The sequence below is a fragment of the Rossellomorea marisflavi genome, from assembly GCF_009806575.1.
Taxonomy (GTDB): domain Bacteria; phylum Bacillota; class Bacilli; order Bacillales; family Bacillaceae_B; genus Rossellomorea; species Rossellomorea marisflavi_A.
Window position 1 is genome coordinate 3,890,447 of record NZ_CP047095.1, and the last position, 22,828, is coordinate 3,913,274.

Below are 22,828 nucleotides of genomic sequence, written 5' to 3' on the forward strand. Positions count from 1 at the left end.
CCGAACCTGATCCAGCCAACACAAAAAAAGAAACGCAAAACCAAAAGGTCCTGCGCTCTTCCCTTAATCCATTACACATGAGAAACAATCAATTCAACCTGACCTTCCACTTCAAACGTTTCCACATCGGCAGGGATGATGAGATGCATGCCCTTTTCCAAGACGTGGTCTTCTCCCTGCACGCGCAATGTCCCGGCTCCGCTCAGTACGCTGGCGAGCTGGAACGGCTTGTCCTGGATGAAGGATGCGTGGCCGTTCACTTCCCATTTATGCACGGTGAAGTATTCTGCTTCGACGAAGGTGGTGATGGTCACGCCGTCGCGGCTGTCGACTTCCGGCTCCACGGATTCCGCGGTATGTGGGATCGTGGTCACGGCGATGGATTTGTCGATGTGAAGCTCACGGGTGTTGCCGTCTGCATCGGTACGGTCGTAGTCGTATACGCGGTACGTCGTATCAGAGCTCTGCTGCGTTTCAAGGACGAGGGTCCCGGTGCAGAGGGCGTGGATCGTGCCGCTTGGTACATAGAAGAAGTCGCCGGGTTTGATCTTCACGCGACGGAGCAGATCGCTCCACACACCTTTTTCGATCATGCTTGTGAATTCCTCTTTTGAAAGGGCGTTGTGGCCGAAGATCATGTCGGCTCCTTCATCACAGTCGATGATGTACCAGCATTCAGTCTTTCCTAGCTCGCCGTTCTCATTGATATTTGCATAGCTGTCGTCCGGATGAACCTGAACGGACAGATCGGCGTTGGCATCGAGGATCTTCGTCAATAATGGGAATACAGGTGAATCGTAATTCCCGAATAATTCAGGGTGCTGATCCCAAAGTTCCCCGACGGTCTTCCCTGCGAATTCCCCGCTTCGGACGGTACTTTGTCCGTTCGGGTGCCCGGAAATGGCCCAGCACTCACCGGTCTTGTCAGAAGGAATGTCATAACCGAACTGATCCCTGAGGGCCGTCCCTCCCCAAATTCGTTCCTGGAACACGGGTGTTAAGAATAATGGTTGATTCATGATGATCCTCCTATGTATGTAAGAATGAACAGAGCCATTCCTTTTTTCTTCCCCACCTATTTTCTTACATTGTGAGAAGGGTTTCAATCTTTTTTATTCCATTGCCGTGTGGGAGGGGGATGCCAGGAATTGTTCATTGACTGTTCCACCGCACTCCCCTATCTTGGAGCCATATGACCAAATCATAAAATTCGCTTGCCTTGGCATTACTATATAGAGAGATCGGGTAAGGAATACTGTCAGTCTTAAATGAGGTGAAAAAGGTGAGGATCTTTTTATACATAGCACTTGCCGCGGTAGTGGTCGGTGGCATCCTTTTTGTGAATCAAGGAAAAGAAGAGAAGGTGAAGGAAAGGCACTGGATGGGCGCCTGGATGACGGCGATGCAGGAGCCCTTCGATGACGGTGAATCCCATGAAGGGTTCAAGGATCAGACCGTGCGCATGGTGGTCAAACCCCATGTGGACGGAGATCAGGTTCGAATCCGGCTGTCAAACGTGTTTTCTGATGAAGAGCTGAAGGTCGATAAAGTGAGTATCGGCATAACGAAAAAAGGGGCGGAAACAAAGGAAGATCCTGTATCCGTCTCCTTTGACGGTAAAAAGGATGTACGCATCCCGGCCGGCGAAAGGACCTACAGTGATTCGATCCCCATCAAGATCTCTAAAGATGAAGCTCTGACGGTGAGCCTATATTTCAAAGGGGAATCAGGACCTGCCACCTGGCACCCGCGGTCGATGCAGACGACCTATTCAGCTGATGGAGACGCCGCTGGCAAGGCAGGAAAAGACGGATTCAAATCCATTGAAAAAGGATGGTACTGGCTCGATGGGGTCGATGTGCGGACCGATAAGAAGGTCAAAGGGTCCATCGTCGTCCTCGGCAGCTCCATCGATAACGGGAACGACTCAAAGGTCGACTCCAATCACAGGTGGACGGACTATCTGTCCGAGCGGATCAATGATGAGTCAGACGGAAAATGGACGGTCCTGAACGCAGGAATCTCTGCGAATCAGCTCCTCGACAGTCCTGAGGAAAAAGGGGAAAAAGCCCCTGATCGACTGAAGAGGGATGTGTTTGAACAAACAGGCGTGAAAGGCGTCATCGTCCATCAGGGAATCAACGATATCCGCCATCACCCGGAGACAGATGCCGTGACCATCATCGATGAAATGAAGGCCATGATCAAGGAGGCCCATAAGAACGGCGTCGAAATCTATGGAGTCACGATCTCCCCATACAATGACTCAGGAAAATACACCGCGGAAGGCGACCGGACGCGCCGCAAAGTCAACGCATGGATGCGGAATAGCGGTGCCTTCGACGGGGTGATCGACTTTGATAAAGTGCTGCGGAATCCCGATGATCCATCCAGACTCCAGCCGAAATACAATTCAGGGGACGGACTGCATCCGAATGAAGCAGGGTACCGGAAAATGGCCGAGACGGTAAAATTGAAGATGTTTGACCATTGAGAGAGGGCGGCAGAGGCCTATCCCCAAAATGAGTAAGGAGCGGTCCCACCTAGGAGGGACCGCTCCTTTCATTACCTCCTCACAAACGCCCTTCTCTCCGCATATTCCGTACACTTCCTGCACACGAGCACCGGCTCCCCGCGGTCATTCATGTAGCGCTGCGGTTGCACGGGCTTCCGGCCGCATACCGCGCAGCGGGATGGCTTGAACCATTGTCTGATTGCATTGAACATGGTGGTTCCCCCTTGAGAACAATCGTTACTTCCAGTGTAGAAAAATCCTCCTCCATTATGCAATCATTTCTACTTCCGTAGTTTAGTTGGAAAGAAATAGTGGTAGAGAATGAAAGACATATACACCAGGAGGGAATACTTATGGCAAAAACGCTGGCAGGACATGCCGCTGCAGACGTCCTTCAAAACTGGGACGTTCAGCATATCTTCGGGATGCCCGGTGATTCGATCAATAACTTTGTAGATGTACTTCGCGGAAAGAAAGACGACATTGAGTTCATCCAGATCCGTCATGAGGAAGTGGCGGCACTGGCCGCCTCGTCCTATGCAAAGCTGACCGGGAAGATCGGTGTCTGCATGACGATCGGCGGACCTGGCGCGATCCATCTGTTGAACGGACTGTATGACGCAAAGGCCGACGGAGCACCGGTGCTGGTCCTCGCAGGTCAGGTGGCGACAACGGAACTCGGCCGTGATTCATTCCAGGAGGTTCATCTGGCACGCATGTTCGACGACGTTTCGGTCTATTCAGAGACCGTAGCCTCGGCGGAAGCTTTCCCTGACATGCTGAACCAGGCCATCCGCACAGCCTATGCGCGAAATGGGGTCGCCGTCCTCGTCATCCCGGACGACATCCCGAGGGACAAAATCAAGAATGCAACTTCTTTCACATCGAGTCTGACATCATTCTCAAGACACATCCCTCAAAAGGAGGATCTCATCACCGGTCTCAACTTCATCGAAAATGCCAAGCGCCCTGTCATCCTGGCGGGAACCGGAACGAAAGCGGCAAAGAAAGAGCTCGAGGCATTCGCCGATACGATCGGGGCCCCGATCATCTTCACCCTTCCCGCTAAAGGCGTGCTGCCGGACCGGCATCCTCTGAACCTCGGACAGCTTGGTCAGATTGGGACGAAGCCTGCGTATGAAGCAATGGAAGAAACAGACCTCATGATCATGATCGGGACCTCCTTCCCGTACCGGGATTATCTACCGGATGATGCCGAAGCGATCCAGGTCGATGTGGATCCCGCCCAGATCGGGAAGCGGTACCCCGTTTCCGCCGGCATCGTAGGGGATACGGCCCTCGTACTGGAGGAATGGAATAAGCACCTCCAGCGCAGGGACGATCGCTCCTTCCTGGAAGAGTGCCAGAAGAATATGCAGAACTGGTGGACCCATATCGGGAAAGACACGGAAGAAACATCCACACCACTCAAAGCACCCCAGGTCATCCCTCACATCGAGCGGATTGCAGACGAGGATGCCGTCCTTTCTGTTGATGTCGGAAACGTAACCGTGTGGATGGCCCGCTACTTCAACATCACCAATCAGGACTTCATCATTTCCAGCTGGCTGGCCACGATGGGTTGCGGACTGCCGGGTGCCATTGCAAGCTCGCTCGCCTATCCGGACCGACAGGCCATCGCCGTCTGCGGAGACGGTGGTTTCGCGATGAACATGCAGGACTTCGTGACCGCCGTTAAATATAAGCTTCCGATCATCGTGGTGGTGCTCAACAACAGCCGCATCGGCATGATCAAGTATGAACAGGAAGCAGCCGGTCATCTTGAATACGCCACAGAGCTTCAGGAGATCGATTTTGCCCAATTCGCCAAGTCATGCGGAGGGGAAGGCTATCACGTGAAGACATACGAAGACCTCGGACCTGCCTTCGATATGGCGAAAGCATCGAATAAACCTGTCATCATCGATGTTGAAATCGACCTTGAACCTCCCCTTCCAGGCAAAATCACCTGGGAACAGGCCCAAGGCTATACGAAACATATGATGAAGAAATTCTACAAAGATCACAGCGTCGAAATGCCGCCTCTCAAGAAAGCTTTGAAGCGCCTGTTCTGACCATGATTCGGCCGGGCATCCGCCCGGCTTTTTTCCATTCAATCACTAAAGGGGGTCTTCCTCATGGAAACGATATTACTTTGGATCCTGCTCATCCTCCTTGCACTGGTCATCCTTGTTCCCGCCGCCTTTCTTTTTTACATATGGCGGGTCGATGAGCGCCAGGAGGAACATGCGATCCTGCGTCACTATCCCGTTCTCGGCAAGATGCGATATATCCTCGAAAAGATGGGACCAGAGCTCAGGCAATATTTCTTCAATAATGATTCTGAAGGGAAACCCTTCTCCCGAAATGACTATACAAGCACCGTGAAATCCGGCAAGTATAACACCCGCATGCTTGGCTTTGGTTCGGAGCGCGACTTTGACGGGGAGGGCTACTTCATCCGGAATACCCTGTTCCCCGTCCAGCGCGATGAACTGAACGTGGACAATGAGAAAAAGGTGCCGACGAAAGTATATAAGATTGATAAGGACAACCTCTTCAACCGCAAGGAACACCGCGAAGAAACGTTGGCCGATCCCTTCCTCCTGAAAGATGAAGACGCTCCCATCATTGGAGAGCATACATGCCGCCACCCCTTCCGCGTCAAAGGGCTCGTCGGACAGTCGGCCATGAGCTACGGCTCCCTCGGGGGCAACGCCGTCACCGCCCTGTCGACTGGACTCGGCCTTGCGGGCGGGACATGGATGAACACCGGGGAAGGCGGATTATCGAAGCATCATTTAAAAGGCGGTGTGGACATCATCTGCCAGATCGGACCCGGGCTATTCGGTGTGAGGACGAAAGACGGGGATTTCTCCTGGGAAGAATTCAAGAAGAAAAGCGACCTGAAGGAAATTAAAGCGTTCGAATTGAAGCTCGCCCAGGGTGCCAAGACCCGCGGCGGCCATCTTGACGGCAAGAAGGTCACTCCCGAGATCGCTTCGATCCGGAACGTGGAGGCGTGGGAGTCCATCGACAGCCCGAACAGATTCCGTGAGTTCAATTCCCCGGAAGGCATGCTCGACTTCATTGAACAACTTCGTGAAGTCGGTGGAAAACCCGTCGGCATCAAGCTCGTTGTCGGGAACACCGGGGATATCGAAGAGCTCGCTTCCTTCATGGCCAAAACGGGCCGTCATCCCGATTTCATCACCGTCGACGGTGGAGAAGGCGGGACCGGTGCATCGTATCAGGAGCTCGCCGATGCCACGGGTGTGCCCATCAAATCGGCCCTTCCCTTCGTCCATGATACCCTCGTCCAACACGGGGTCCGGGACAAGGTGAAAATCTTCGCATCCGGGAAGCTCCTCACCCCCGACAAGATTGCGTACGCCCTCGCCCTTGGAGCCGACTTCGTCAACATCGCCAGGGGCCTCATGTTCTCCGTCGGTTGCATCCAGGCTCAGGTATGCCATACGAACAACTGTCCCGTCGGGGTTGCCACCACCGACGATAAGCTTCAGGAAGCACTCGTGGTCGAAGAGAAGTCCTTCCGTGTCTGCAACTACATCCTTTCCCTCAGGGAAGGGCTCTTCAACCTTGCAGCAGCGGCCGGCATCGATTCCCCGGCGAAATTCACCCGGGATCATATCGTCTACAAGGACCGGGACGGCCGGCTGATGCCCCTGTCTCCCGATGTCCCGCAGAAAGCCCTGTAAACACAGCAAAGCCCGGTGATTCCACCGGGCTTTCTTCTATTCCAGGATTCCATTCACAAGCCGGAGCGCTTCCTCCCACTTCTCCCGGTACGAACCCGTGAGCGTAGTGAACGGAATGCCGTTTTCCTCCAGCAGCTTCTGTAGCCGCTCGTGATTCTGCCTTCGGACGGCCTCTTCCCCGTGCATCCGCCAGCCATCGTCCACCCACTCGACATCAGGCTCAAGGAACAGATACAGATCATATTCCTGGGCTTTTGCGATGGAATCCAGTACATCCTGATGCTTCGCGTTATACAATTCCGAATAAAATTGGGTCACCGTCGCCTCCGTATCCACGAACAGGACGCGATGGCTCAGGATCGATGACTTCTCTACCTGACGCTGCTGCTCATAAGCGATCATGGGGTAATCCTCATCAAGCAGCACCCCGTCATATCCGCCGATCTCCTCACAGCGCGTCCGGCCATATTCCGCCACATAGTTGGTATTGAACGCCGTAGCCAGATTCCGCACGAGCGTCGATTTTCCGCAGCTCTCTGTACCGACCACCACGACTTTTTTCACGAAATACGATCTTGCCACAGACGGGATCATATCCCAGTGACGGTATACCCCGTCAGTCCTGATCATGGTGGCAGAGATCGGGGCGAACATCCGCTCTTCATCCAGGATGATATGCTCGGCACCGGGATAGCACTCCCGGAAAATATCCGAGTATCCCCGTTCAGACGAAAAGACCGCATCAATCGGCTGGCCGATCGCCTCCTTGATCAGGGCTGCCCCGTCTCTCCAGTCATAGTCCTCATCTCCCGCATCGTCTTCGATCGACACTATATGAACATGCGGCATATCCTTCGTGAGCTGATGGAGCCAGCGCAGTCGGACCGTCGCCGGAACATAGGGGAAATCCGTCCGGGCACAGATCTCCCGGTCCCGCTTTTCAGAGTGTGACAGGACGACATACAGCTCCTCCACCATGGTGGACGCCTGAATGAGGGCATACACATGCCCCTGATGAAGCGGCAGGAATTTCCCTCCGTAGAATCCGATCTTCTTCATATCATGCTGCCTCCATCCCCTGTTGACTGCCGATCCGTCTCCAATTGATGTAGCCGTAGACGCTGTTCACAAGGAACGCACTCCACATCACGAGCATGGCAAAGTCATTGCCTCCCTGTGTCATCAAGGTGGTCAGCCATAGGACGATGGAGAGGACGTTCACCATGATCCAGACGAGCCACTGCTCCGTAAACCGCTTCAACATGAGGAGCTGCGCAATGACCGACAGCACCGTGGTGGCAGAATCGACCCACACATTGCGGCCGCCGATTTCCTGAAGGATGAGGGCATAAGCCGTGAACCCGACGGCGAATCCCGCAATCGTCCACATCCACCCGGACTTACTGAGGGAATGGACGACCACATCCTCCCCACGGGCATCACTCTTCACGGTATGACGGCTCCACAGATAGATCCCCACAAACTGGAGGGGGAAATAGAACAGGCCGTTCAGCATGACCTCCCCATACAACCCGTAGCCGTACGCGATGTACGCATACAGTCCGGTCTGGATGATCCCGAAATAGTAATTGGCAATCTTCCCCTTCGCCACCAGCACCACACACATCATCCCGGTCAGGGACACGATCAGTCCGAGGAGAGTGTCATCGAGTGCAACGAAAAGATACAGATTGATGACCGTAAAGACCGCCAGCCAGCACTTCTCAAACAGCGTCCAGTCCTTGAAGACACTCATCTGACATCAGCCCCCAGGGTGTGTTTGAAATGGTCCAGCGCCCATTCATGCCCCGCCTGATTGAAGCTAGCAACAGCTTCCCGGTGCACGACCATGCTGTACCCGAGGTTGTAGCCATCCACTGCCGTATGGAGGACGCAAATGTCCGTACACACGCCAACAAGGTGGATCTCCCGGATGCCGCGCTCCTTCAGGCGCAGATCAAGCTCCGTTCCGGCGAACGCACTGTATCTCGTTTTATCGAATTCAAGGATCGAAGCGCCCGATGCTTTCACATCGTCATACGCCGTGCGGACGGCTCCGTATAGCTCCCGGCCTTCCGTCCCCGCGATATTATGAGGCGGGAACAGTCTGGTTTCGGGGTGGAACTCATCCCCTTCGAAGTGGATGTCATTTGCCACGACCACATAGTCGCCCGCTTCAGCAAATTCCCTCATCAGCCCGGCAATCTTTCCTTGGATCACTTGCCCCGGCTCCCCGCACGTGAGCTTTCCTTCATCCGCTACAAAATCCACCGTATAATCAATCACAATCAATGCCCTCTTCATTGTTTCTCCCCCTAAAGATTAATAGATTGATGGTGCAGGTGCCTCTCCCCTGAAGCGGAACAATCGCGTCGCCCGCTTCGCCGTCCTCGTTGTGGTCTTCACATTTCCTTCCCTATCCGTGACAGGCTCCAGGAACGGGTACTTCGGTGCATCGCGGTTGAATGCCGACACATTGGCAATCCCCGGGTCATCCGTCATGAGAAGAAGAAGGCTCCTCAGCTCAGACAGCGTGAATGCCTCGGGCAAAAACTCTTTCGCCACCGTCGTCTGTAGCATTTCCCCCTGAATCATCCGGAAGGCATCATTCAGCATGTCACGGTGATCAAACGCAAGATCCAACTCCAGCGCTTCCTCCCACGTGAACAGCTCCACCTCCGCTGCGTCTTCTGACGCGGTCCGCCCTGCCAGGTATCCTGCCTTCACAATCGCATAGAATGCATTCGAGAGGATCCACCCACGGGGATCACGATCCGGCGCATCGTACACGGCAAAATGCTTCAGATGGATGCGATCGACCCCCGCCTCCTCCTTCAGTTCGCGGATTGCCGCTTCAGCCGCCGTCTCCTGCGGCCGGACGAAACCACCTGGCAGCGCCCACTTCCCGGCTTCGATATTCGGTTCCCCTTCAAGATTGAACTCTGCCCTTTTGATGAGCAGGATCTTCAGCGTCGGAACCGGCGGCTTATGTTCCTCCGGATAATGAAGGTCGATGGTGAACACCGCAATGTCGCTCGTGTATCCGTCCGGAGTAGTGAAGGATGGCTGGTTGGTGTATGAGGATGTAGTGTGTTTCATGACAGGCTCCTTTTTAATTTGCGATTTGTTAATTAATATCAGTGTACGCTGTGGAGGGAGGATTTGGCAAGTGTTTTTTTGCGGGGCACGCAGTCTGGCACTCAATTTGCTACAATTTTTGTATCCTAGTGAAATGGTACGGGTATTTGCGAACGGAGGCCATTTACCATGAGTTCCCTTCACTGATCCCGCCTCCAGAGCACCTAAATCCTTTAAAACTAGCTCATTTTGATTGAAATCGACCATCTTTAAGCCCTCTCAGTACCTCCCCCACCCCCATTCCCTTCAATTATTTGCGAAAATCAAAAATTTACTTGCGCGTTTTTGAAATTTATCTGCGAAAAATCCAATTCTATTTGCGAACTCATTTTTCTGCCATCCCTCTATTTGTATAAAAAATAAGATACATATGAATTAATAAGGTTATCATCGACCATCAGCGATTATTTGCGACTCCCAACCCTCCAAACCTCCCTCTCCCAACTCCAAACCAAATAAAAAAAGCAGAGGAATTCATCCCCTGCTTCCGTCAAACATGTATCCAATTAAATGCCGCTCAATGCATCCTCTACAGAATGATCGCCGCTCTTAATGAACACGGATTTCTTCTTCAGATTGTCCTTCCCGATCGCTCCTACAAGAACACGAGCCACGTCACCACGAGGAATCTCATAGCTTCCCGGGTCACCGGTCAGCTCTGCCTTCACGTCGACCTTCCCTGTTGGTTCATCATTTTTCAATGGTCCGGGGTGGACGGTTGTGTAGGCGAGCGACGATTTTTGCAGATAGTCGTCGGCCATATGCTTGGCAACGGCGTATGGTTTCATCTTGTCGCTCTCTGAATCCGGGTCCAGACTGTCGGTCGCGCTCAGCATGACGAAGTGTTTCACGTCATGTTTCTCTGCGTAGTTCACCGCTTTGACGGCACCCCACAGGTCGATGAGCATCGTTTTGTCAGCGCCTGTGCTTCCGCCTGATCCGGCCGCGAAGACGACGGCATCCACATTATCGAACGCATGGGAGAAATCTTCTTCAAGATCCCCCAGTACGACTTTATCAGCACCTGCTGATTCGAGATCTTTGATCTGTTCTTCTTTTCTCACAAGGGCAACGGATTGATGATCCGACTCCTTCAGCTGTTGGATCACCTGGGTTCCTACTTGTCCGTTTGCTCCGATTACTAAGACGTTCATGATATCCCTCCATAATGTACTTTACTGAATATGTTCATACCCTATCTATTCCCCTTTATTTCTCCATCAAACGTCACGACTCTCTCCGTCCATATCCCCTGTGACGACATTGAGAACTAGAAACCTACTAAAAACAGGTAAAAGGAACGATTCCACTTTCTCTCAAAACGAAACCAAATACTTCCTGTTACCGTATGATTGGTATAAGGAGGAGATGTTCATGACATGCAAAGAATGCAACGGAACTGAATTCATCAAGGCAACGGATTTCATCAATCTTCGACCTCTTCATAAAAGAATGAGCGTGGGGACGGAGAAGATCTTCACGATCTGTGCCGGATGCGGAGAAGTGGTATCCATTAAAGTGCGAGACACCACCAAGCTGAAATAGATTGATTAGTGAGCGGTGGTATAATCCCCTTACATACCATATAATTTAAATTATCAGAAAAAACAAATGGGGGATTCCATGCTTTCACAGAATCAGATGGTAGACTGGCTAGAAGGCGTTATAGAAGCCATCCATGACGGAATACTGGTCATTGACCGGAGTGGAACCGTTCAATTGATCAATGAGGAATATACACAGATAACAGGAGTCAAACGAGAACAAATCATCGGAAAACCATTAATACAGGTACGTCCCAGTGCCAAGCTCCCTCAGGTCTTAAAAGATGGACGAGCCAGGGAAGGTGTCTTTCGCAAAGAAAAATCCATGGAATATGTAGTAGACATGGCTCCGATCATCAAGGATGACGAGGTCGTCGGGGCAGTATCGGTGTGCAAGAGCATTCCGGAGGTCTATCAGCTTTCTGAGGAATTAAAGCGAAGTCGGAAAAGGGTACAACAGTTGAAGCAGGCGTTCGGAAGGATTCATCAGGCCACCTACACGTTCTCGCACATCATCGGACAAAACAAAGACCTTCTCCACATGATCGAACGGGCAAAGAAAGCCGCCGCCACGAACCTGAGCATCCTGCTGACTGGAGAATCGGGGACAGGAAAAGAACTTGTGGCCCAATCCATCCACCATACCAGCAGTCGATCCTCGTCTCCCTTCGTCCCAGTGAACTGCGCAGCCATCCCAAGTGCGCTTCTGGAGAGTGAACTGTTCGGTTACGAAAAAGGGGCTTTCACCTCTTCTAATGAAGACGGAAAGAGCGGCCTGTTCGAACTTGCCCATGGGGGAACGCTGTTCTTGGATGAAATTGGAGATATGCCGGTTGACCTTCAATCTAAGCTGCTTCGGGTACTTCAAGAAGGTACGTTCCGTAAAATCGGTGGTCTTGAAGAACAAAAGGTCGATGTACGGATCATTGCCGCAACAAATAAAGACCTGCCCAGTATGGTCTCGAACAAAAAGTTCAGGGAAGACTTGTTCTATCGGATCAATACCATCCAACTGGCCATCCCGCCACTCAGGAAGCGTAAAGACGATATACCTGCCATCCTGACATCACTCCTTAAAGAGCAGGGGCACACGGGGATTCAGGTTGCCCCACAAGCAATGAATACACTTCACCAATATGAATGGCCGGGGAATATACGGGAACTGAAGAATGCCGTCCACTACGCCATCAGCATGTGTGAAGGAAGCACCATATCGGTGGAGCATCTTCCAGATACCATTCGCCCAACGACAGGCTACCGTCCAACAGACAGCCCTCGACTACTTGAAGACGTTTTAAGAGACACAGAGAGAGAAGTGATTGTAAGCGTTTTAAATAAAACCGGTACCTCTGTGATCGGAAAAAAAGCCGCCGCCAAACAGCTCGGTATTTCCCTTGCTTCCCTCTATAACAAACTATCAAAATTGAATATCACCTGACTGCTCGCGCATAAACAGACTGTTTGTGCGTTTTCCAGTTTTATAGAAACGCATTTCCAAGATGTTAGAATTCACTTCCCCCAATAGGTTTCTCCCCTTTTGCCTTAATAAAATTCCAACCTTTTAGAAATCCCCTTATCCGAACCCCTTATTCTCATGCGCTTTTTGTCTTGGCACAATTGTTGCATGTATAGTTGTAAGCGCTTTTATTAGGAGGAGAATACTATGTTGGCTTTACTCGGGTTTTTAACCATTGCGGTGTTTCTTTATCTGATCCTTTCTAAAAGAGTATCGGTCATCGTCGCTCTCATACTGGTTCCCATTGTGTTCGGCCTGTTCACGTCGTCCATTTCGGAACTTGGGGAAATGATTCTCGCAGGAATCTCGGGTGTGGCCCCAACCGGCATCATGCTGGCGTTCGCCATCCTGTTCTTCGGAATCATGAACCGGGCCGGACTGTTTGACCCGTTCATCTCAAACGTCCTGAAACTGGTCAAGGGCGATCCACTCAAGATTGTCATGGGGACAGCCCTCATTGCCATGGCCACCCATCTGGATGGTTCAGGGGCCTCAACCTTCCTCATTACAATCCCAGCTCTATTGCCGATCTATGATCGACTTGGCATGAGCCGACTCGTCCTTACAGGGGTCACCGCACTTAGCTGTGGCGTCATGAACATGGTTCCTTGGGGAGGACCGACAGCACGGGCTGCAAGTTCCCTAGGGGTCGATGTGTCGTTGATCTTCAACCCCCTTCTTCCTGCCATGGGAATTGGACTGATTTGGGTCTTGTTCGTCAGCTATATCATCGGGAAGAGAGAACGCAAACGGGTTGGTATCAAGGAATTCAACTACGACTTCCACGCTGAACTGAGTGAAGAGGAGCGAACAACACGTCGGCCGAAGCTTATCTGGCTCAACCTATTGATTACGGTCATCACAATTGTTGCCCTGATCAAGATTTGGCTACCACTTCCAGTCATATTCATGGTGGCCTTTGCTATCGCCCTCCTGATCAATTATCCCAAACCGAAAGATCAGCAGGACCGCATCACCGAGCAAGCTAACGGAATGGTCTCTGTCGTTTCCATCATCTTCGCTGCCGGTATCTTCACCGGCGTCCTATCAGGATCGGGGATGATTGAAGCAATGGCGACTGCCATGGTGAGTGTCATACCAGAAAGCACTGGGTCCTTCATGGCGCTATTCGTTGCCATTACCAGCATGCCCCTGAGCCTGGTCTTCACCCCTGATGCGTATTATTTTGGTGTGCTGCCTGTCTTAAGTGAGACGGCAGCCGCCTACGGGATTGCTCCCGAAGTCATCGGCAGAGCCGCTATCCTAGGGCAGATGACCACGGGCTTTCCACTGAGTCCCCTTACGGCAGCGACATTCCTTCTCATCGGTTTAGCCCGCGTCGAGCTCGGGGACCATCAGCGTTTCATCTTCCTATGGGCATTCGGATCCACCATTGTGATGACGATTGCCGCATTCATTACCGGAGCCCTTTCATTTTCGTAAATTAAGGAGTGTTCATTATGCTAAAAATCGGAGCTGGAACCGGGTTTGCAGGTGATCGGATCGAGCCTGCCCTTGCCCTTGTCGAGAACGGAAACATCGACTATCTGATCCTGGAGGGCTTGGCGGAACGGACCATTGCCCTTTCGCAACAACAAAAACGGATGAATCCGGATCTTGGATTCAATGAGTATCTGGAAGAAAGAATTCGGCTTTTACTCCCTTCCCTTCTCTCTCATAACGTGCGGTTGATCACCAATATGGGCGCGGCCAACCCTACCGCAGCGGCCAGAAAGATTCAAGAGGTAGCAGAGGAAATGGAGCTGGATTGTAAGGTAGCAGCAGTCATTGGCGATGATGTTCTGTCCAAACTAAATCCTCATGCCATCGTGCATGAAACTCAAAAGCCTGTTGAAGAATACACACCTCTGATAAGCGCGAACGCCTATCTTGGGGCAGAGGCCATCCTGCCAGCCCTGGAATCAGGAGCAGACATCATTGTGACAGGCAGGGTCGCGGATCCTTCCCTGTTCCTCGCCCCCATGATCCATCACTACCAATGGGATCAAACCAATTACCAGCTCCTAGGTCAGGGGACCCTGGTCGGACACTTGTTGGAATGTGCCGGACAGGTGACGGGAGGGTATTTTGCGGATCCATTGTATAAACCCGTCGATCACCTCGACAATCTCGGCTTCCCCATCGCTTCCGTCAAGGAAGACGGTACGGCCATCCTGACCAAATTGCCGGGGACAGGGGGAGTGGTAAACGCCATGACTGTGAAGGAGCAGCTCCTATATGAGGTACATGATCCGACAAGCTACTTCACGCCTGATTGCGTGGCGGACTTCAGCACGGTCATCATTGAAGAAGTCGGACCCGATACCGTCAAGGTCCAAGGAGCGACGGGGCGAAAACGCCCGGATACATTAAAGGTGTCCCTCGGCTATCATGCCGGCTATCTCGGGGAAGGGGAAATCTCCTATGCAGGTTCCACTGCCACTGAACGGGGACAACTGGCCGCTGACATCCTCGAGAAACGGCTGGGCGGGATGGGTGACGAAGTCAAAATCGATTTGATCGGTACGACCTCTCTCCATCATGGTGAACATGAAGGCTTTCGTCCATACGAGGTCCGACTACGCGTGGCTTCCCTATGTCCATCACGAAAAGAGGCTGTCAGGATAGGTCATGAAGTCGAAGCGCTTTATACAAACGGTCCAGCCGGTGGCGGCGGTGTACGCAAGCGGGTCGAAGAAGTGATCGGAGTGGTCTCCACCTTCATGGACCGCTCCCTGATCACGTCTCATTCTGAGCTACTGGAGGGATCCTCATGGCAACAATCAAATTGATCGAAGTGGCCCACAGCCGCACAGGAGACAAAGGAAATACGCTGAACTTCTCCCTCATTCCCTATAAGGAAGAAGACTACGATCTACTTAAAGCTGAGGCAACGGTTGAACGTTTTGCTGAACACCTGCGGCACATCGTGAAAGGGTCGATCACACGATACGAACTACCCACTATCAAAGCGTTGAACTTTGTATGCGAACAGGCTCTGCTCGGGGTGTGACCACATCCATTGCGCTCGATACGCATGGAAAGAGCATAAGCAGCGCCGTCTTGGAAATGGAGATTGAGCGACCTTGAAACAACAAGGACCCCACCCGTCACAGGTGAGGTCCTTTTACATGCATGACGAACTTTCCAGAAGGTTCTCCATCCTGGGCCGCCCCGTCATGGATCTTTCGCGTAAAGCGGCCGTTACATCAATTCATTCTCCTTCTCAAAAGCCACTTTCTTTTCATTATCAAACGGAATATGGGTCTCATCTTCCTTCGGCTTGACCTCACGGAATGCGATGGCACCGGCGGCAATATACAGCCCTGCTGGAATGAACATCAGGAAGATCGATGGAGGAAAACTAAGGACTCCCACTCCAATCATGATTCCACCGAATACTTTATTATTCATGCGATTGGCAAGGCACCCGACCACGAGTCCCCCAACCTGCACCAAAAGGAAACCGATCGTCAAGAAAACGGTGATCATTCCTGCATCCGAGTCACCCTCATCGAAGAAGGCCCACCCCAAGAATAATCCAAAAAAGGACATACAGATTCCGAGAAGCCCTCCGATTAATCCTAATAAAAATTCTGGTAATCTCTTCATTTCCCTTCACCTCTCCGCACCGGTCTTGTTGTTTCATTACATTTGATCTCTCTTTTTTCCATTCTCTTACTCCTTCTATGTTGTTTGTGAGATTTGATGCCCTCCAGATCTCGGTCACGAATCCCTAATTATGTAAGTTTCTCATATCTTTACCCAGGTCGGTAGCTACTTAATCCCTAGGAGGAAATTCTTAGAATATTTTTTCGTTGTGGTAGTTCCTTTTTGAATTCTAAAGGTTCCCCAGCCGAAAAAGAGAACCCCTTTACACTCCCCCCGTTTTTCCCCATGCTGCCACAAAAGACAGGGCCATCAGAATGAATACGATCCCAAATGCCATCACCCGCTCTTTCCTCACGAGTGAGATCAAGGCATACCCCATGAACGATCCGGTGTACACGAGGTCAAAGATGCCTCCACCCGTGACCCATGACAAAAGCACTCCCACCAAACCGATGAAAAACAAAGCCCTTTTAATATAAACCGTTCCTTCCAACCATGGGGGTCCTTTCACCTTCCAGGTTCCCAATAGCTCTGTGACCCCTAGGTCCCGGTATGGTACGTTGTCATCGAATTTTATGTACACCGGCTGAAGATACGGCGCCGCTCCGTCGAGTGACTGCTGCCCCCAGCAAAACGATTGCCCATTGATGGGCAGGACGTTGAATAGGACAGGATCTTCTTCGTCCTCATAAGCAGGCATCAAAGGCAGTTCCGCATCTTTTGAGAAGACGATGCGTCTTCCCTCTGTCCTTCCAAAATAACGTTCCCAGTACAGCGTGGGAACATCGCTGCCAAAGAAGCGATGAGGCTGCCGCTTCTGAATATTCGCCATGCTTGTATCGACGGGGATCCATCCCTCCCCTTCAATGTAGCACTCATTCCAGACATGGGCGTTCATCTTTCCGTTTGCCCAGCTCCCCACGATGGTCCGTGCCGGCACCCCTGCCGCCCGGCACATGGCCGTAAACAGGAAGGAGAATTCCCCGCAGTCGCCCTTTCCCGTCTGAAGAAATGATGCCACACCCCTTTCGGAAGGGGGATAAACGTAACGGAACCCCTTGACGATGTGCATGAAGATCACCCGTGCTTTTTCCTTCGGATCCGTCAAATGACCCGTCAGCTCCTGTGTCTTCTCCTTCACCTCATCTATAGAAGAAAGCGTCGTATCCCTGAGGTAAAACAGACGCTCCCCAGCAGACAGCTCCTGTTGATCCGGCGTGTATTCGCCTTGCTCAAAGGTGACTTCCATTTCCGTCCCTTCTTCAAGAACAAAATAACCAAGCTCTTCGCCCGTGGGAAGGGCAGTCACCGTCTTGGGTTGCTCCCCTGTCACTACTGCACCTGAAGGAATCACCATCCAAAGGGAGAGTGTCGGGCACACTGAATTTTTATACGCATAACGAACATGGAAACTCTTCATCTTTTCATCAGTCCCTTTACAGTATCCTTATACGTTACCATTCCAGATTTCTTCCCATTCTCCTCCCAACTCTTTCAAGTTCCGCAGGACTTCCCTACCGATTCGGTAAAGTGTAATGCAAGTTGGTTGATATCCACATGGAAGAGGCGTAATCTTTCTCTCTGCTAACACGTTTGAGAGGATGATTGATATGTTGAAAGATGGATTCGTAAAAGTAAATGATGTCAACCTGCACTATGTAACGGAGGGCGAAGGAGAGCTCATGCTGTTCCTCCACGGGTTCCCCTACTTCTGGTACAACTGGCATCATCAGCTCGAGGAGTTCTCGAAGGACTACCGCGTCGTCGCCGTGGATATGCGCGGATACAATCTGTCCGAAAAGCCTGAAGGGATCGAGTCCTATGAGATGTCCACGCTCGTCGAGGACGTCAGACAGCTGATCGAGGCATTCGGAGAAAAGGACTGTACCCTTGTCGCCCATGACTGGGGCGGTGCCATTGCCTGGACATTCGCCTACACCCACCCTGAATATGTGAAGAACCTGATCATGTTCGATGCGCCACATCCGTACACATTCCGCAGGGAGCTTGCCAACAATCCGGCACAGCGTGAAGCGAGCAGCTACATGGGCTTCTTCCAACAGGATGATTCCCATGAGATCCTGCTGGCGAATGAAGCCGGACGTCTACGGAAGATGATGACGGAGCCAGGGAAGAAAAAAGGCTATCTGACCGAAGCCGACGAAGACAAATACGTCGACGCCTGGACACAGCCGGATGCCATGAAATCCATGCTTCATTACTATCGCGCCATCTCCTTCTTCCCGTTCGAAGAGCATGTGCAAAAGCCTCTTGACCTGAAGCATGACATGTTTAACGCACCGACGCTCATCCTTTGGGGAGACGCTGATTCCGCCTTTGAAAACAGTAATCTCGATGGCCTCGGAGACTATGTGAGCGATCTGACCATCCACCGCTTCGAAGGCGTCGGACATGCGCCGCAGCACGAGAAGCCTGAAGAAGTAAATGCCTATATGAGGGCGTTCTTGAAGAAGGACTGACTCCAAAGGGCTGTTGTCACCAATTTGGAAATTCGTGACGTACGATTCAAACGATGGGAAGGAGTCACCCCTTTGATAAACAAAGACTGAACCCAGTCCTGCTCTACGTAGCCGGAATGGTGATCGGTATGACCATCGGCCTCGTTGTATTTGCTCCCATATTCGAGGATATGGTCCTACGGATCGTCATGGGCATCGTCCTTGGCGTCACGACCGGATGTTCCCTTCAGCCCCTCGCTCCCAAGATCAAGCTATAATCATGAAACGGCGGTCCCTGCACCGCCGTTTTATTTTTTCCCGTACCTGCTTCAATAAACATAGGGAGTCCTAGTTGCAGCCGACTGAACCTTTTTTTGTCACCCCCCTTGAAAAAATACCCATAATGCGGTTAGATAATAGATAGGTATTTTATATCATGCCATTATACATATCTATAAAAATCTGTATGTACCAAGAAAGGAGCCACCTCTTATGAGTGAACGCACAGTCATTGCCGTCCCGCGCAAAAGCGTCGGACTCTCCCTCGTCCTCACCTTCTTCTTCGGATCCCTGGGAATGCTCTACTCAACCGTAGCAGGAGCCCTCATCATGATTGCCATCGAATTCGTGGTCGGATTCCTGACATTCGGTATCGGCCTCTTCTTCACACACATCGTGTGTATGATCTGGGGAGCCGTTGCAGCAAGTAATTATAATAACCGGGTGTTTGGGCAGTAAAAACACGAGTAGGTCACCGCGATATGTGCGGTGGCCTTTTTGCTGGATTTTCTCCTTATCAAAAAGTGTATAGGTGTTCATGGTCATCAAACAAAAAGTGCCCTGTAGGGAGACTATTCACGTCTTTCCCACAGGGCACTTTTTAGGCACTACTTTGCTTATTCCTCTGTACCCGCTTCAGCTTCTTCTTTTAAATCATCCATCGCATCTGGATAAATGATTTCATCAAACTGCTTGCCTGTCGATTTATCCTCGACGGCTACTTTGATCTTGATCTTGTCACGGTCCTTCCCGTCAAATACCTGGTACATCATCCCCGTCATCCCTACTGTGATGGAGGCAAATGCATCCATGCTGTTTTTGTAGGATTCCTCATCCGTTACCAGCATGGTGAATTCAGTGAAGTCCTTATTGTAGGTGATATCTTCGATGGACTCAAAGCCGTCCTTTGCTTCATCAATAGACTCTTCCATACCCTTAGCCATTTCTTTCATCATCTTTTTATGATCCGCTTTGGACATGACGTATGTCAGGGAGCCGTCATCGTTCTTCTTGACTTCCTTCACGCCTTCTTCCTTCGCCTGTTTTATCATATCATCGACATCTTGCCCTTCGGTGAACTCAGCCGGTAATGTAATTTCCACGTTCAAAAGACCCTTTTTCACTACTTTTTCTTCCTTTTCATCTTTCTTTGTATCTGCTTTCCCGCTGCTGTCAGATGACGAGCATCCCGCCAGCAATAGAGCAAGAACAAGCATGCCCACCGCTAATTTCTTCATATTCCTTCACTCCCTATTTTTGGTTGCATTTTACACACATTGACCATTCTAGAGATTCTGGATAGGTTTGTAAATAGGGACTTTGGGATGATTTCAGCGCTTTACTACGATGCATTCTCACATGGAAAACTACCTGTACTTAAACGCTTATTGCTACTGATCTGCCCATCACTTTCAGAATAAGTACCCATCCTAAATATCCCAAAAACCCCTTCAAAAAGATGGAAGAGAAGGTTTCGTTTATATAAGGACCGGGGAAAGAATACTAATTACTCTGTTCGTTCTTAAAGGAGGGGATTTTCGTGAACCGGGAAGAAGCACTTGAAAGGCTGGAGGAAGTCGAGTACCTCCTGAAAGAGGTCGAGCACTGCGAGGCGATCATTGTGAAGAGGCGGCGCATGACGGGGATTCTGTTCTTGTTACTGTGGACGATCGGCATCCTGTCACTGTTTTATTTCGTCTTATTACCTGTACTCGATATGCTCTGGATTTCCCTTCATGCGAAATTCTTCCATACAATGGACATCGCCCTCAGCTCGTATCCGTTCATCACCTTCACCATCGTCATCATTCCGACGATCTATAACGGACTGAAGATCTCAAGGGCCAATGAAGCAGCCGTCCTGTCGGCGCAGGAAACCATCAACACCCATTTCTCCCAGGCAGCCGACCTGCTCCCCCTTCCACCCGAGCTGCAGTACTCGGACGAAATCCCCGTCCTGAAGGACTTTTTGTATCTTGAGCAGGCCGACACCATCGAGGAGGCCATTGATATGCGAATCAGTGCCCTTCCCCCTTCCTCTGAGGAGGAAAAAGAAATCACTGTTCCCACCTTGATCGGGCAGTCCGCCCCCTGCCTGTCAGACAAAAGAAATGAGTGAAGACCTTCTAATTTAGCGGAGGTCTTTTTTTGTTAAAGACTTTGTTAAAGCTTAATGTTGTTTTTTATTATGACAAAAACACTTCTATTTTTTGTAAGTGTTTTCTTTGGTTTACTAAACTCCAAATTGTTTTAAATGATGGTCAAGGTGCTTATAAATTCCTTTTCCCCATTGCTCAGAAGTAAGTTTCCCGAAAAAAGGATGTGGGTGATTTGCACACTCTTGAGTACCCTTATTTTGAAAATTTATAATTTTTTGTTTTAATTTCTCCTTTTCTGTATCAAATTCTCTTTCATCTACAATCAAAATTGTAGGGATTGTGGACATATTTCGGGGTAATGGCTTGTCATTATATAAAATTGGTTTCACAAACTTCCCAATTAATCTCCCTAATAAACCTCTCGAAGGAAAAGTGTTTCCCATTGCAATGTCTTGAAAGGATGAACAATGTGCCAGCATTTTTGCAACATCCATATTGCCCCATTGTGGTTTGGAATTTGGGCTTAAATTGTTGATTCTATTTAGAATTTCTTCTGCGTGCGACTGATTAAAAATATCCTTCATTTTTGTGCCCCCTTTGCATATTTGTTACCACATATCCCTAATTAATTGTTCATCTATACTGCTCCGTTAGTTGAATAAAGAGTATGCTTATTGTGAATTTAAATAACCTCAGTTTATCAAATGTTTCAACAATTAGAATTAAATCCTCTTTTAATTATCATATCATTGACCGTAACTTCGTTAAGTTGATGTTGGATACTTTGCAAGGTAGTTATAAAGGTACTTAGTTGCCACGCCGTTAAATCTCTGTATCCATCTTTTCAGTTTACTGTGATAACTGTTGACGTTTTGAATATGATAAAGACCCTTTGTGCGGACCTTTCCGTCTGATTTGAATTGATAAATGGCCATACATTTGTTAGTAGCGTATTTGCCGTTCAGAAAACTCTTGTAAAGTGTTTCCTGTTGAAGATGAGGCAGTGAGAGCATCTATGAGAAATGCTCGCAGTCCTTGTTTTTCTGTTGAGAATATCTGTCGTTCTCATTTTCATCACCAGCCTTTAGTTGTTACCCTCATTGTAGAACGAATGTTCTAAAAATTCAATTATTAACAACAGTCTTTAACATAGCCTTGTTAAAAATAGCTTAGGCACGACTGGATCATCACACCCTAAAAAATGTTCTGTGGTCAAATAAATTGCAATTATGGAGCTGCAAAGAAAGGCGCCTTTTCCTTGTTCCACTATGTCACGGTAAATTTTTTGTTTTACTCCTCAAAAAAGCTCCCTTATACAGGGAGCTTTAATTACTTACCTTTCCCTCATCACCCAACCAAAGTACCCGTCAGAATAATCCGTTGGGTGCCGTCGAGGGTGCAGGTGACGAGGGTGATTTGATTTTTGTTTGGTTGATCGTCCAGGACGTGGGTGTCGGTGGGATCGATGATGGTGGTGCTGTCGATGATGTATTCGTATGTGGTGCTGCCCTGGTGGAGGAGGACCTTTTCGCCGGCTTCGACTTCAGGAAGCTGGCGGAAGTGACGGTCTCCCCTGTACCCCCTGTGCCCGGCGATGGTGAAGTTGCCTTTGCCGGGGGTTTGGTCCGATTTGATCTGGGTTAGGGCGATGCTGAGGTTTTCTTGGGTCGGTTCGGGCAGGACCTTTTCCTTCAGGTCGATGGCCGGGATTTCGAGTTCCAGGACATCCTTCAGCTGATCCTCTGACACCGATAAGTTCCGGACGCTTGAGAGATCGACCGGTTCTCCTTCTGCCCGTTCGATAAGGGAAAGGGCCTCTTCCAGAGCGGCTACTTCTTTATCCTTTTGCCATTCATACACGAATGGGATGGAGAGCAGGATGAGTCCGATCAGTACAAGGGACAGTCCTGCCTTTGTTTTTTTCTTCATGGGCTCATCCTCCACTAG

23 protein-coding genes and 2 pseudogenes are annotated in these 22,828 nt (G+C 50.4%); 12 read left to right on the top strand and 13 right to left on the bottom strand.

Annotated elements, in window-relative coordinates; genetic code table 11:
* Positions 1-71: 71 nt before the first annotated feature.
* A complete protein-coding gene (manA, locus tag D5E69_RS20115) occupies positions 72-1,019 on the bottom strand; it encodes a mannose-6-phosphate isomerase, class I (protein ID WP_159130127.1) in 948 nt (315 codons plus the stop codon).
* Positions 1,020-1,282: 263 nt separating this feature from the next.
* Here manA and D5E69_RS20120 point away from each other — a divergent pair, with 263 nt between their 5' ends.
* On the top strand, positions 1,283-2,494 hold the full coding sequence (locus D5E69_RS20120; protein ID WP_159130128.1) for an SGNH/GDSL hydrolase family protein: 1,212 nt from the start codon (positions 1,283-1,285) through the stop codon (positions 2,492-2,494).
* A gap of 71 nt (positions 2,495-2,565) precedes the next feature.
* On the opposite strand, the gene D5E69_RS23430 is transcribed toward D5E69_RS20120, so the two are convergent.
* Positions 2,566-2,727 carry a hypothetical protein gene (locus D5E69_RS23430; RefSeq protein WP_200843171.1) on the bottom strand — a complete coding sequence of 54 codons (162 nt, stop codon included), beginning with the start codon at positions 2,725-2,727 and terminating at the stop codon, positions 2,566-2,568.
* A 141-nt stretch (positions 2,728-2,868) separates the two neighbouring features.
* Between D5E69_RS23430 and D5E69_RS20125 the strand changes: the two genes are divergently transcribed.
* Positions 2,869-4,590 carry a pyruvate oxidase gene (locus D5E69_RS20125; RefSeq protein ID WP_048012449.1) on the top strand — a complete coding sequence of 574 codons (1,722 nt, stop codon included), beginning with the start codon at positions 2,869-2,871 and terminating at the stop codon, positions 4,588-4,590.
* Positions 4,591-4,653: 63 nt separating this feature from the next.
* Positions 4,654-6,234 (top strand): FMN-binding glutamate synthase family protein, encoded by a 1,581-nt coding sequence (locus D5E69_RS20130; protein ID WP_063191887.1) that lies wholly within the window; start codon positions 4,654-4,656, stop codon positions 6,232-6,234.
* 36 nt (positions 6,235-6,270) lie between these two features.
* Here the strand turns inward: D5E69_RS20130 and nadR are convergent, their stop codons facing one another.
* The 5 genes from nadR to D5E69_RS20155 all read right to left on the bottom strand — a co-directional run bounded on the left by nadR (position 6,271) and on the right by D5E69_RS20155 (position 10,526).
* Positions 6,271-7,293 (bottom strand): multifunctional transcriptional regulator/nicotinamide-nucleotide adenylyltransferase/ribosylnicotinamide kinase NadR, encoded by a 1,023-nt coding sequence (gene nadR / locus D5E69_RS20135; protein WP_063191888.1) that lies wholly within the window; start codon positions 7,291-7,293, stop codon positions 6,271-6,273.
* Position 7,294: 1 nt separating this feature from the next.
* On the bottom strand, positions 7,295-7,990 hold the full coding sequence (pnuC, locus tag D5E69_RS20140; RefSeq protein WP_063191889.1) for a nicotinamide riboside transporter PnuC: 696 nt from the start codon (positions 7,988-7,990) through the stop codon (positions 7,295-7,297).
* The gene (locus D5E69_RS20145) at positions 7,987-8,538 is read right to left on the bottom strand and encodes a cysteine hydrolase family protein (RefSeq protein WP_048012453.1); all 552 of its coding nucleotides are present in this window, start codon (positions 8,536-8,538) and stop codon (positions 7,987-7,989) included. Before D5E69_RS20145 ends, pnuC begins: the two co-directional genes overlap by 4 nt.
* A gap of 18 nt (positions 8,539-8,556) precedes the next feature.
* On the bottom strand, positions 8,557-9,333 hold the full coding sequence (locus tag D5E69_RS20150) for an NUDIX domain-containing protein (protein WP_159130129.1): 777 nt from the start codon (positions 9,331-9,333) through the stop codon (positions 8,557-8,559).
* A gap of 545 nt (positions 9,334-9,878) precedes the next feature.
* A complete protein-coding gene (locus tag D5E69_RS20155) occupies positions 9,879-10,526 on the bottom strand; it encodes an SDR family oxidoreductase (RefSeq protein WP_159130130.1) in 648 nt (215 codons plus the stop codon).
* Positions 10,527-10,746: 220 nt separating this feature from the next.
* Between D5E69_RS20155 and D5E69_RS23435 the strand changes: the two genes are divergently transcribed.
* From D5E69_RS23435 to D5E69_RS20175, 5 genes and pseudogenes are all read left to right on the top strand, one after another.
* Entirely contained in the window at positions 10,747-10,917 is a 171-nt protein-coding gene (locus D5E69_RS23435) for a hypothetical protein (protein WP_187427033.1), read from the top strand.
* Positions 10,918-11,013: 96 nt separating this feature from the next.
* The gene (locus D5E69_RS20160; RefSeq protein ID WP_249931526.1) at positions 11,014-12,354 is read left to right on the top strand and encodes a sigma-54 interaction domain-containing protein; all 1,341 of its coding nucleotides are present in this window, start codon (positions 11,014-11,016) and stop codon (positions 12,352-12,354) included.
* A gap of 225 nt (positions 12,355-12,579) precedes the next feature.
* Complete coding sequence (locus D5E69_RS20165; protein ID WP_159130132.1) at positions 12,580-13,875, top strand: CitMHS family transporter; 1,296 nt, start codon at positions 12,580-12,582, stop codon at positions 13,873-13,875.
* Between the two features lie 17 nt (positions 13,876-13,892).
* A complete protein-coding gene (locus D5E69_RS20170; protein WP_159130133.1) occupies positions 13,893-15,224 on the top strand; it encodes an acyclic terpene utilization AtuA family protein in 1,332 nt (443 codons plus the stop codon).
* Positions 15,206-15,522: pseudogene (locus D5E69_RS20175) on the top strand (AtuA-related protein). The gene D5E69_RS20170 and the pseudogene D5E69_RS20175 overlap by 19 nt, the downstream one beginning before the upstream one ends.
* A 114-nt stretch (positions 15,523-15,636) precedes the next feature.
* Here the strand turns inward: D5E69_RS20175 and D5E69_RS20180 are convergent.
* Positions 15,637-16,044, bottom strand: a complete 408-nt coding sequence (locus tag D5E69_RS20180; protein ID WP_053072179.1) for a hypothetical protein — start codon at positions 16,042-16,044, stop codon at positions 15,637-15,639.
* Between the two features lie 262 nt (positions 16,045-16,306).
* On the bottom strand, positions 16,307-17,425 hold the full coding sequence (locus D5E69_RS20185) for a transglutaminase-like domain-containing protein (protein WP_213085563.1): 1,119 nt from the start codon (positions 17,423-17,425) through the stop codon (positions 16,307-16,309).
* 229 nt (positions 17,426-17,654) lie between these two features.
* Here D5E69_RS20185 and D5E69_RS20190 point away from each other — a divergent pair, with 229 nt between their 5' ends.
* From D5E69_RS20190 to D5E69_RS20200, 3 genes are all read left to right on the top strand, one after another.
* Positions 17,655-18,524: an alpha/beta fold hydrolase gene (locus D5E69_RS20190; RefSeq protein ID WP_249931527.1), complete on the top strand. Its 870-nt coding sequence runs from the start codon at positions 17,655-17,657 to the stop codon at positions 18,522-18,524.
* 53 nt (positions 18,525-18,577) lie between these two features.
* Positions 18,578-18,781, top strand: coding sequence for a hypothetical protein (locus D5E69_RS20195; protein ID WP_048012463.1), 204 nt, complete (start codon positions 18,578-18,580; stop codon positions 18,779-18,781).
* Between the two features lie 214 nt (positions 18,782-18,995).
* Positions 18,996-19,241, top strand: a complete 246-nt coding sequence (locus D5E69_RS20200; protein ID WP_048012464.1) for a hypothetical protein — start codon at positions 18,996-18,998, stop codon at positions 19,239-19,241.
* Between the two features lie 158 nt (positions 19,242-19,399).
* Here the strand turns inward: D5E69_RS20200 and D5E69_RS20205 are convergent, their stop codons facing one another.
* Positions 19,400-20,020, bottom strand: a complete 621-nt coding sequence (locus tag D5E69_RS20205; RefSeq protein WP_079514432.1) for a hypothetical protein — start codon at positions 20,018-20,020, stop codon at positions 19,400-19,402.
* 302 nt (positions 20,021-20,322) lie between these two features.
* Between D5E69_RS20205 and D5E69_RS20210 the strand changes: the two genes are divergently transcribed.
* The gene (locus D5E69_RS20210; RefSeq protein WP_159130136.1) at positions 20,323-20,901 is read left to right on the top strand and encodes a hypothetical protein; all 579 of its coding nucleotides are present in this window, start codon (positions 20,323-20,325) and stop codon (positions 20,899-20,901) included.
* Between the two features lie 114 nt (positions 20,902-21,015).
* Here the strand turns inward: D5E69_RS20210 and D5E69_RS20215 are convergent, their stop codons facing one another.
* From D5E69_RS20215 to D5E69_RS20225, 3 genes and pseudogenes are all read right to left on the bottom strand, one after another.
* Positions 21,016-21,465, bottom strand: coding sequence for a DUF1569 domain-containing protein (locus tag D5E69_RS20215; RefSeq protein ID WP_148794628.1), 450 nt, complete (start codon positions 21,463-21,465; stop codon positions 21,016-21,018).
* Positions 21,466-21,514: 49 nt separating this feature from the next.
* Positions 21,515-21,834, bottom strand: a pseudogene (locus D5E69_RS20220) (hypothetical protein); the annotation flags it as partial.
* A gap of 394 nt (positions 21,835-22,228) precedes the next feature.
* A complete protein-coding gene (locus D5E69_RS20225; protein ID WP_159130137.1) occupies positions 22,229-22,810 on the bottom strand; it encodes a class D sortase in 582 nt (193 codons plus the stop codon).
* Positions 22,811-22,828: the final 18 nt, after the last annotated feature.

Coding starts and splice junctions, on each gene's coding strand:
- D5E69_RS20190 (WP_249931527.1), top strand. CDS start 17,655: ATGTTGAAAGATGGATTCGTAAAAGTAAATGATGTCAACCTGCACTAT.
- manA (WP_159130127.1), bottom strand. CDS start 1,019: ATGAATCAACCATTATTCTTAACACCCGTGTTCCAGGAACGAATTTGG.
- pnuC (WP_063191889.1), bottom strand. CDS start 7,990: ATGAGTGTCTTCAAGGACTGGACGCTGTTTGAGAAGTGCTGGCTGGCG.
- D5E69_RS23430 (WP_200843171.1), bottom strand. CDS start 2,727: ATGTTCAATGCAATCAGACAATGGTTCAAGCCATCCCGCTGCGCGGTA.
- D5E69_RS20180 (WP_053072179.1), bottom strand. CDS start 16,044: ATGAAGAGATTACCAGAATTTTTATTAGGATTAATCGGAGGGCTTCTC.
- D5E69_RS23435 (WP_187427033.1), top strand. CDS start 10,747: ATGACATGCAAAGAATGCAACGGAACTGAATTCATCAAGGCAACGGAT.
- D5E69_RS20225 (WP_159130137.1), bottom strand. CDS start 22,810: ATGAAGAAAAAAACAAAGGCAGGACTGTCCCTTGTACTGATCGGACTC.
- D5E69_RS20125 (WP_048012449.1), top strand. CDS start 2,869: ATGGCAAAAACGCTGGCAGGACATGCCGCTGCAGACGTCCTTCAAAAC.
- D5E69_RS20200 (WP_048012464.1), top strand. CDS start 18,996: ATGAGTGAACGCACAGTCATTGCCGTCCCGCGCAAAAGCGTCGGACTC.
- D5E69_RS20170 (WP_159130133.1), top strand. CDS start 13,893: ATGCTAAAAATCGGAGCTGGAACCGGGTTTGCAGGTGATCGGATCGAG.
- D5E69_RS20160 (WP_249931526.1), top strand. CDS start 11,014: ATGGTAGACTGGCTAGAAGGCGTTATAGAAGCCATCCATGACGGAATA.
- D5E69_RS20215 (WP_148794628.1), bottom strand. CDS start 21,465: ATGAAGGATATTTTTAATCAGTCGCACGCAGAAGAAATTCTAAATAGA.
- D5E69_RS20150 (WP_159130129.1), bottom strand. CDS start 9,333: ATGAAACACACTACATCCTCATACACCAACCAGCCATCCTTCACTACT.
- D5E69_RS20165 (WP_159130132.1), top strand. CDS start 12,580: ATGTTGGCTTTACTCGGGTTTTTAACCATTGCGGTGTTTCTTTATCTG.
- D5E69_RS20130 (WP_063191887.1), top strand. CDS start 4,654: ATGGAAACGATATTACTTTGGATCCTGCTCATCCTCCTTGCACTGGTC.
- D5E69_RS20145 (WP_048012453.1), bottom strand. CDS start 8,538: ATGAAGAGGGCATTGATTGTGATTGATTATACGGTGGATTTTGTAGCG.
- D5E69_RS20195 (WP_048012463.1), top strand. CDS start 18,578: ATGGGAAGGAGTCACCCCTTTGATAAACAAAGACTGAACCCAGTCCTG.
- D5E69_RS20205 (WP_079514432.1), bottom strand. CDS start 20,020: ATGAAGAAATTAGCGGTGGGCATGCTTGTTCTTGCTCTATTGCTGGCG.
- nadR (WP_063191888.1), bottom strand. CDS start 7,293: ATGAAGAAGATCGGATTCTACGGAGGGAAATTCCTGCCGCTTCATCAG.
- D5E69_RS20155 (WP_159130130.1), bottom strand. CDS start 10,526: ATGAACGTCTTAGTAATCGGAGCAAACGGACAAGTAGGAACCCAGGTG.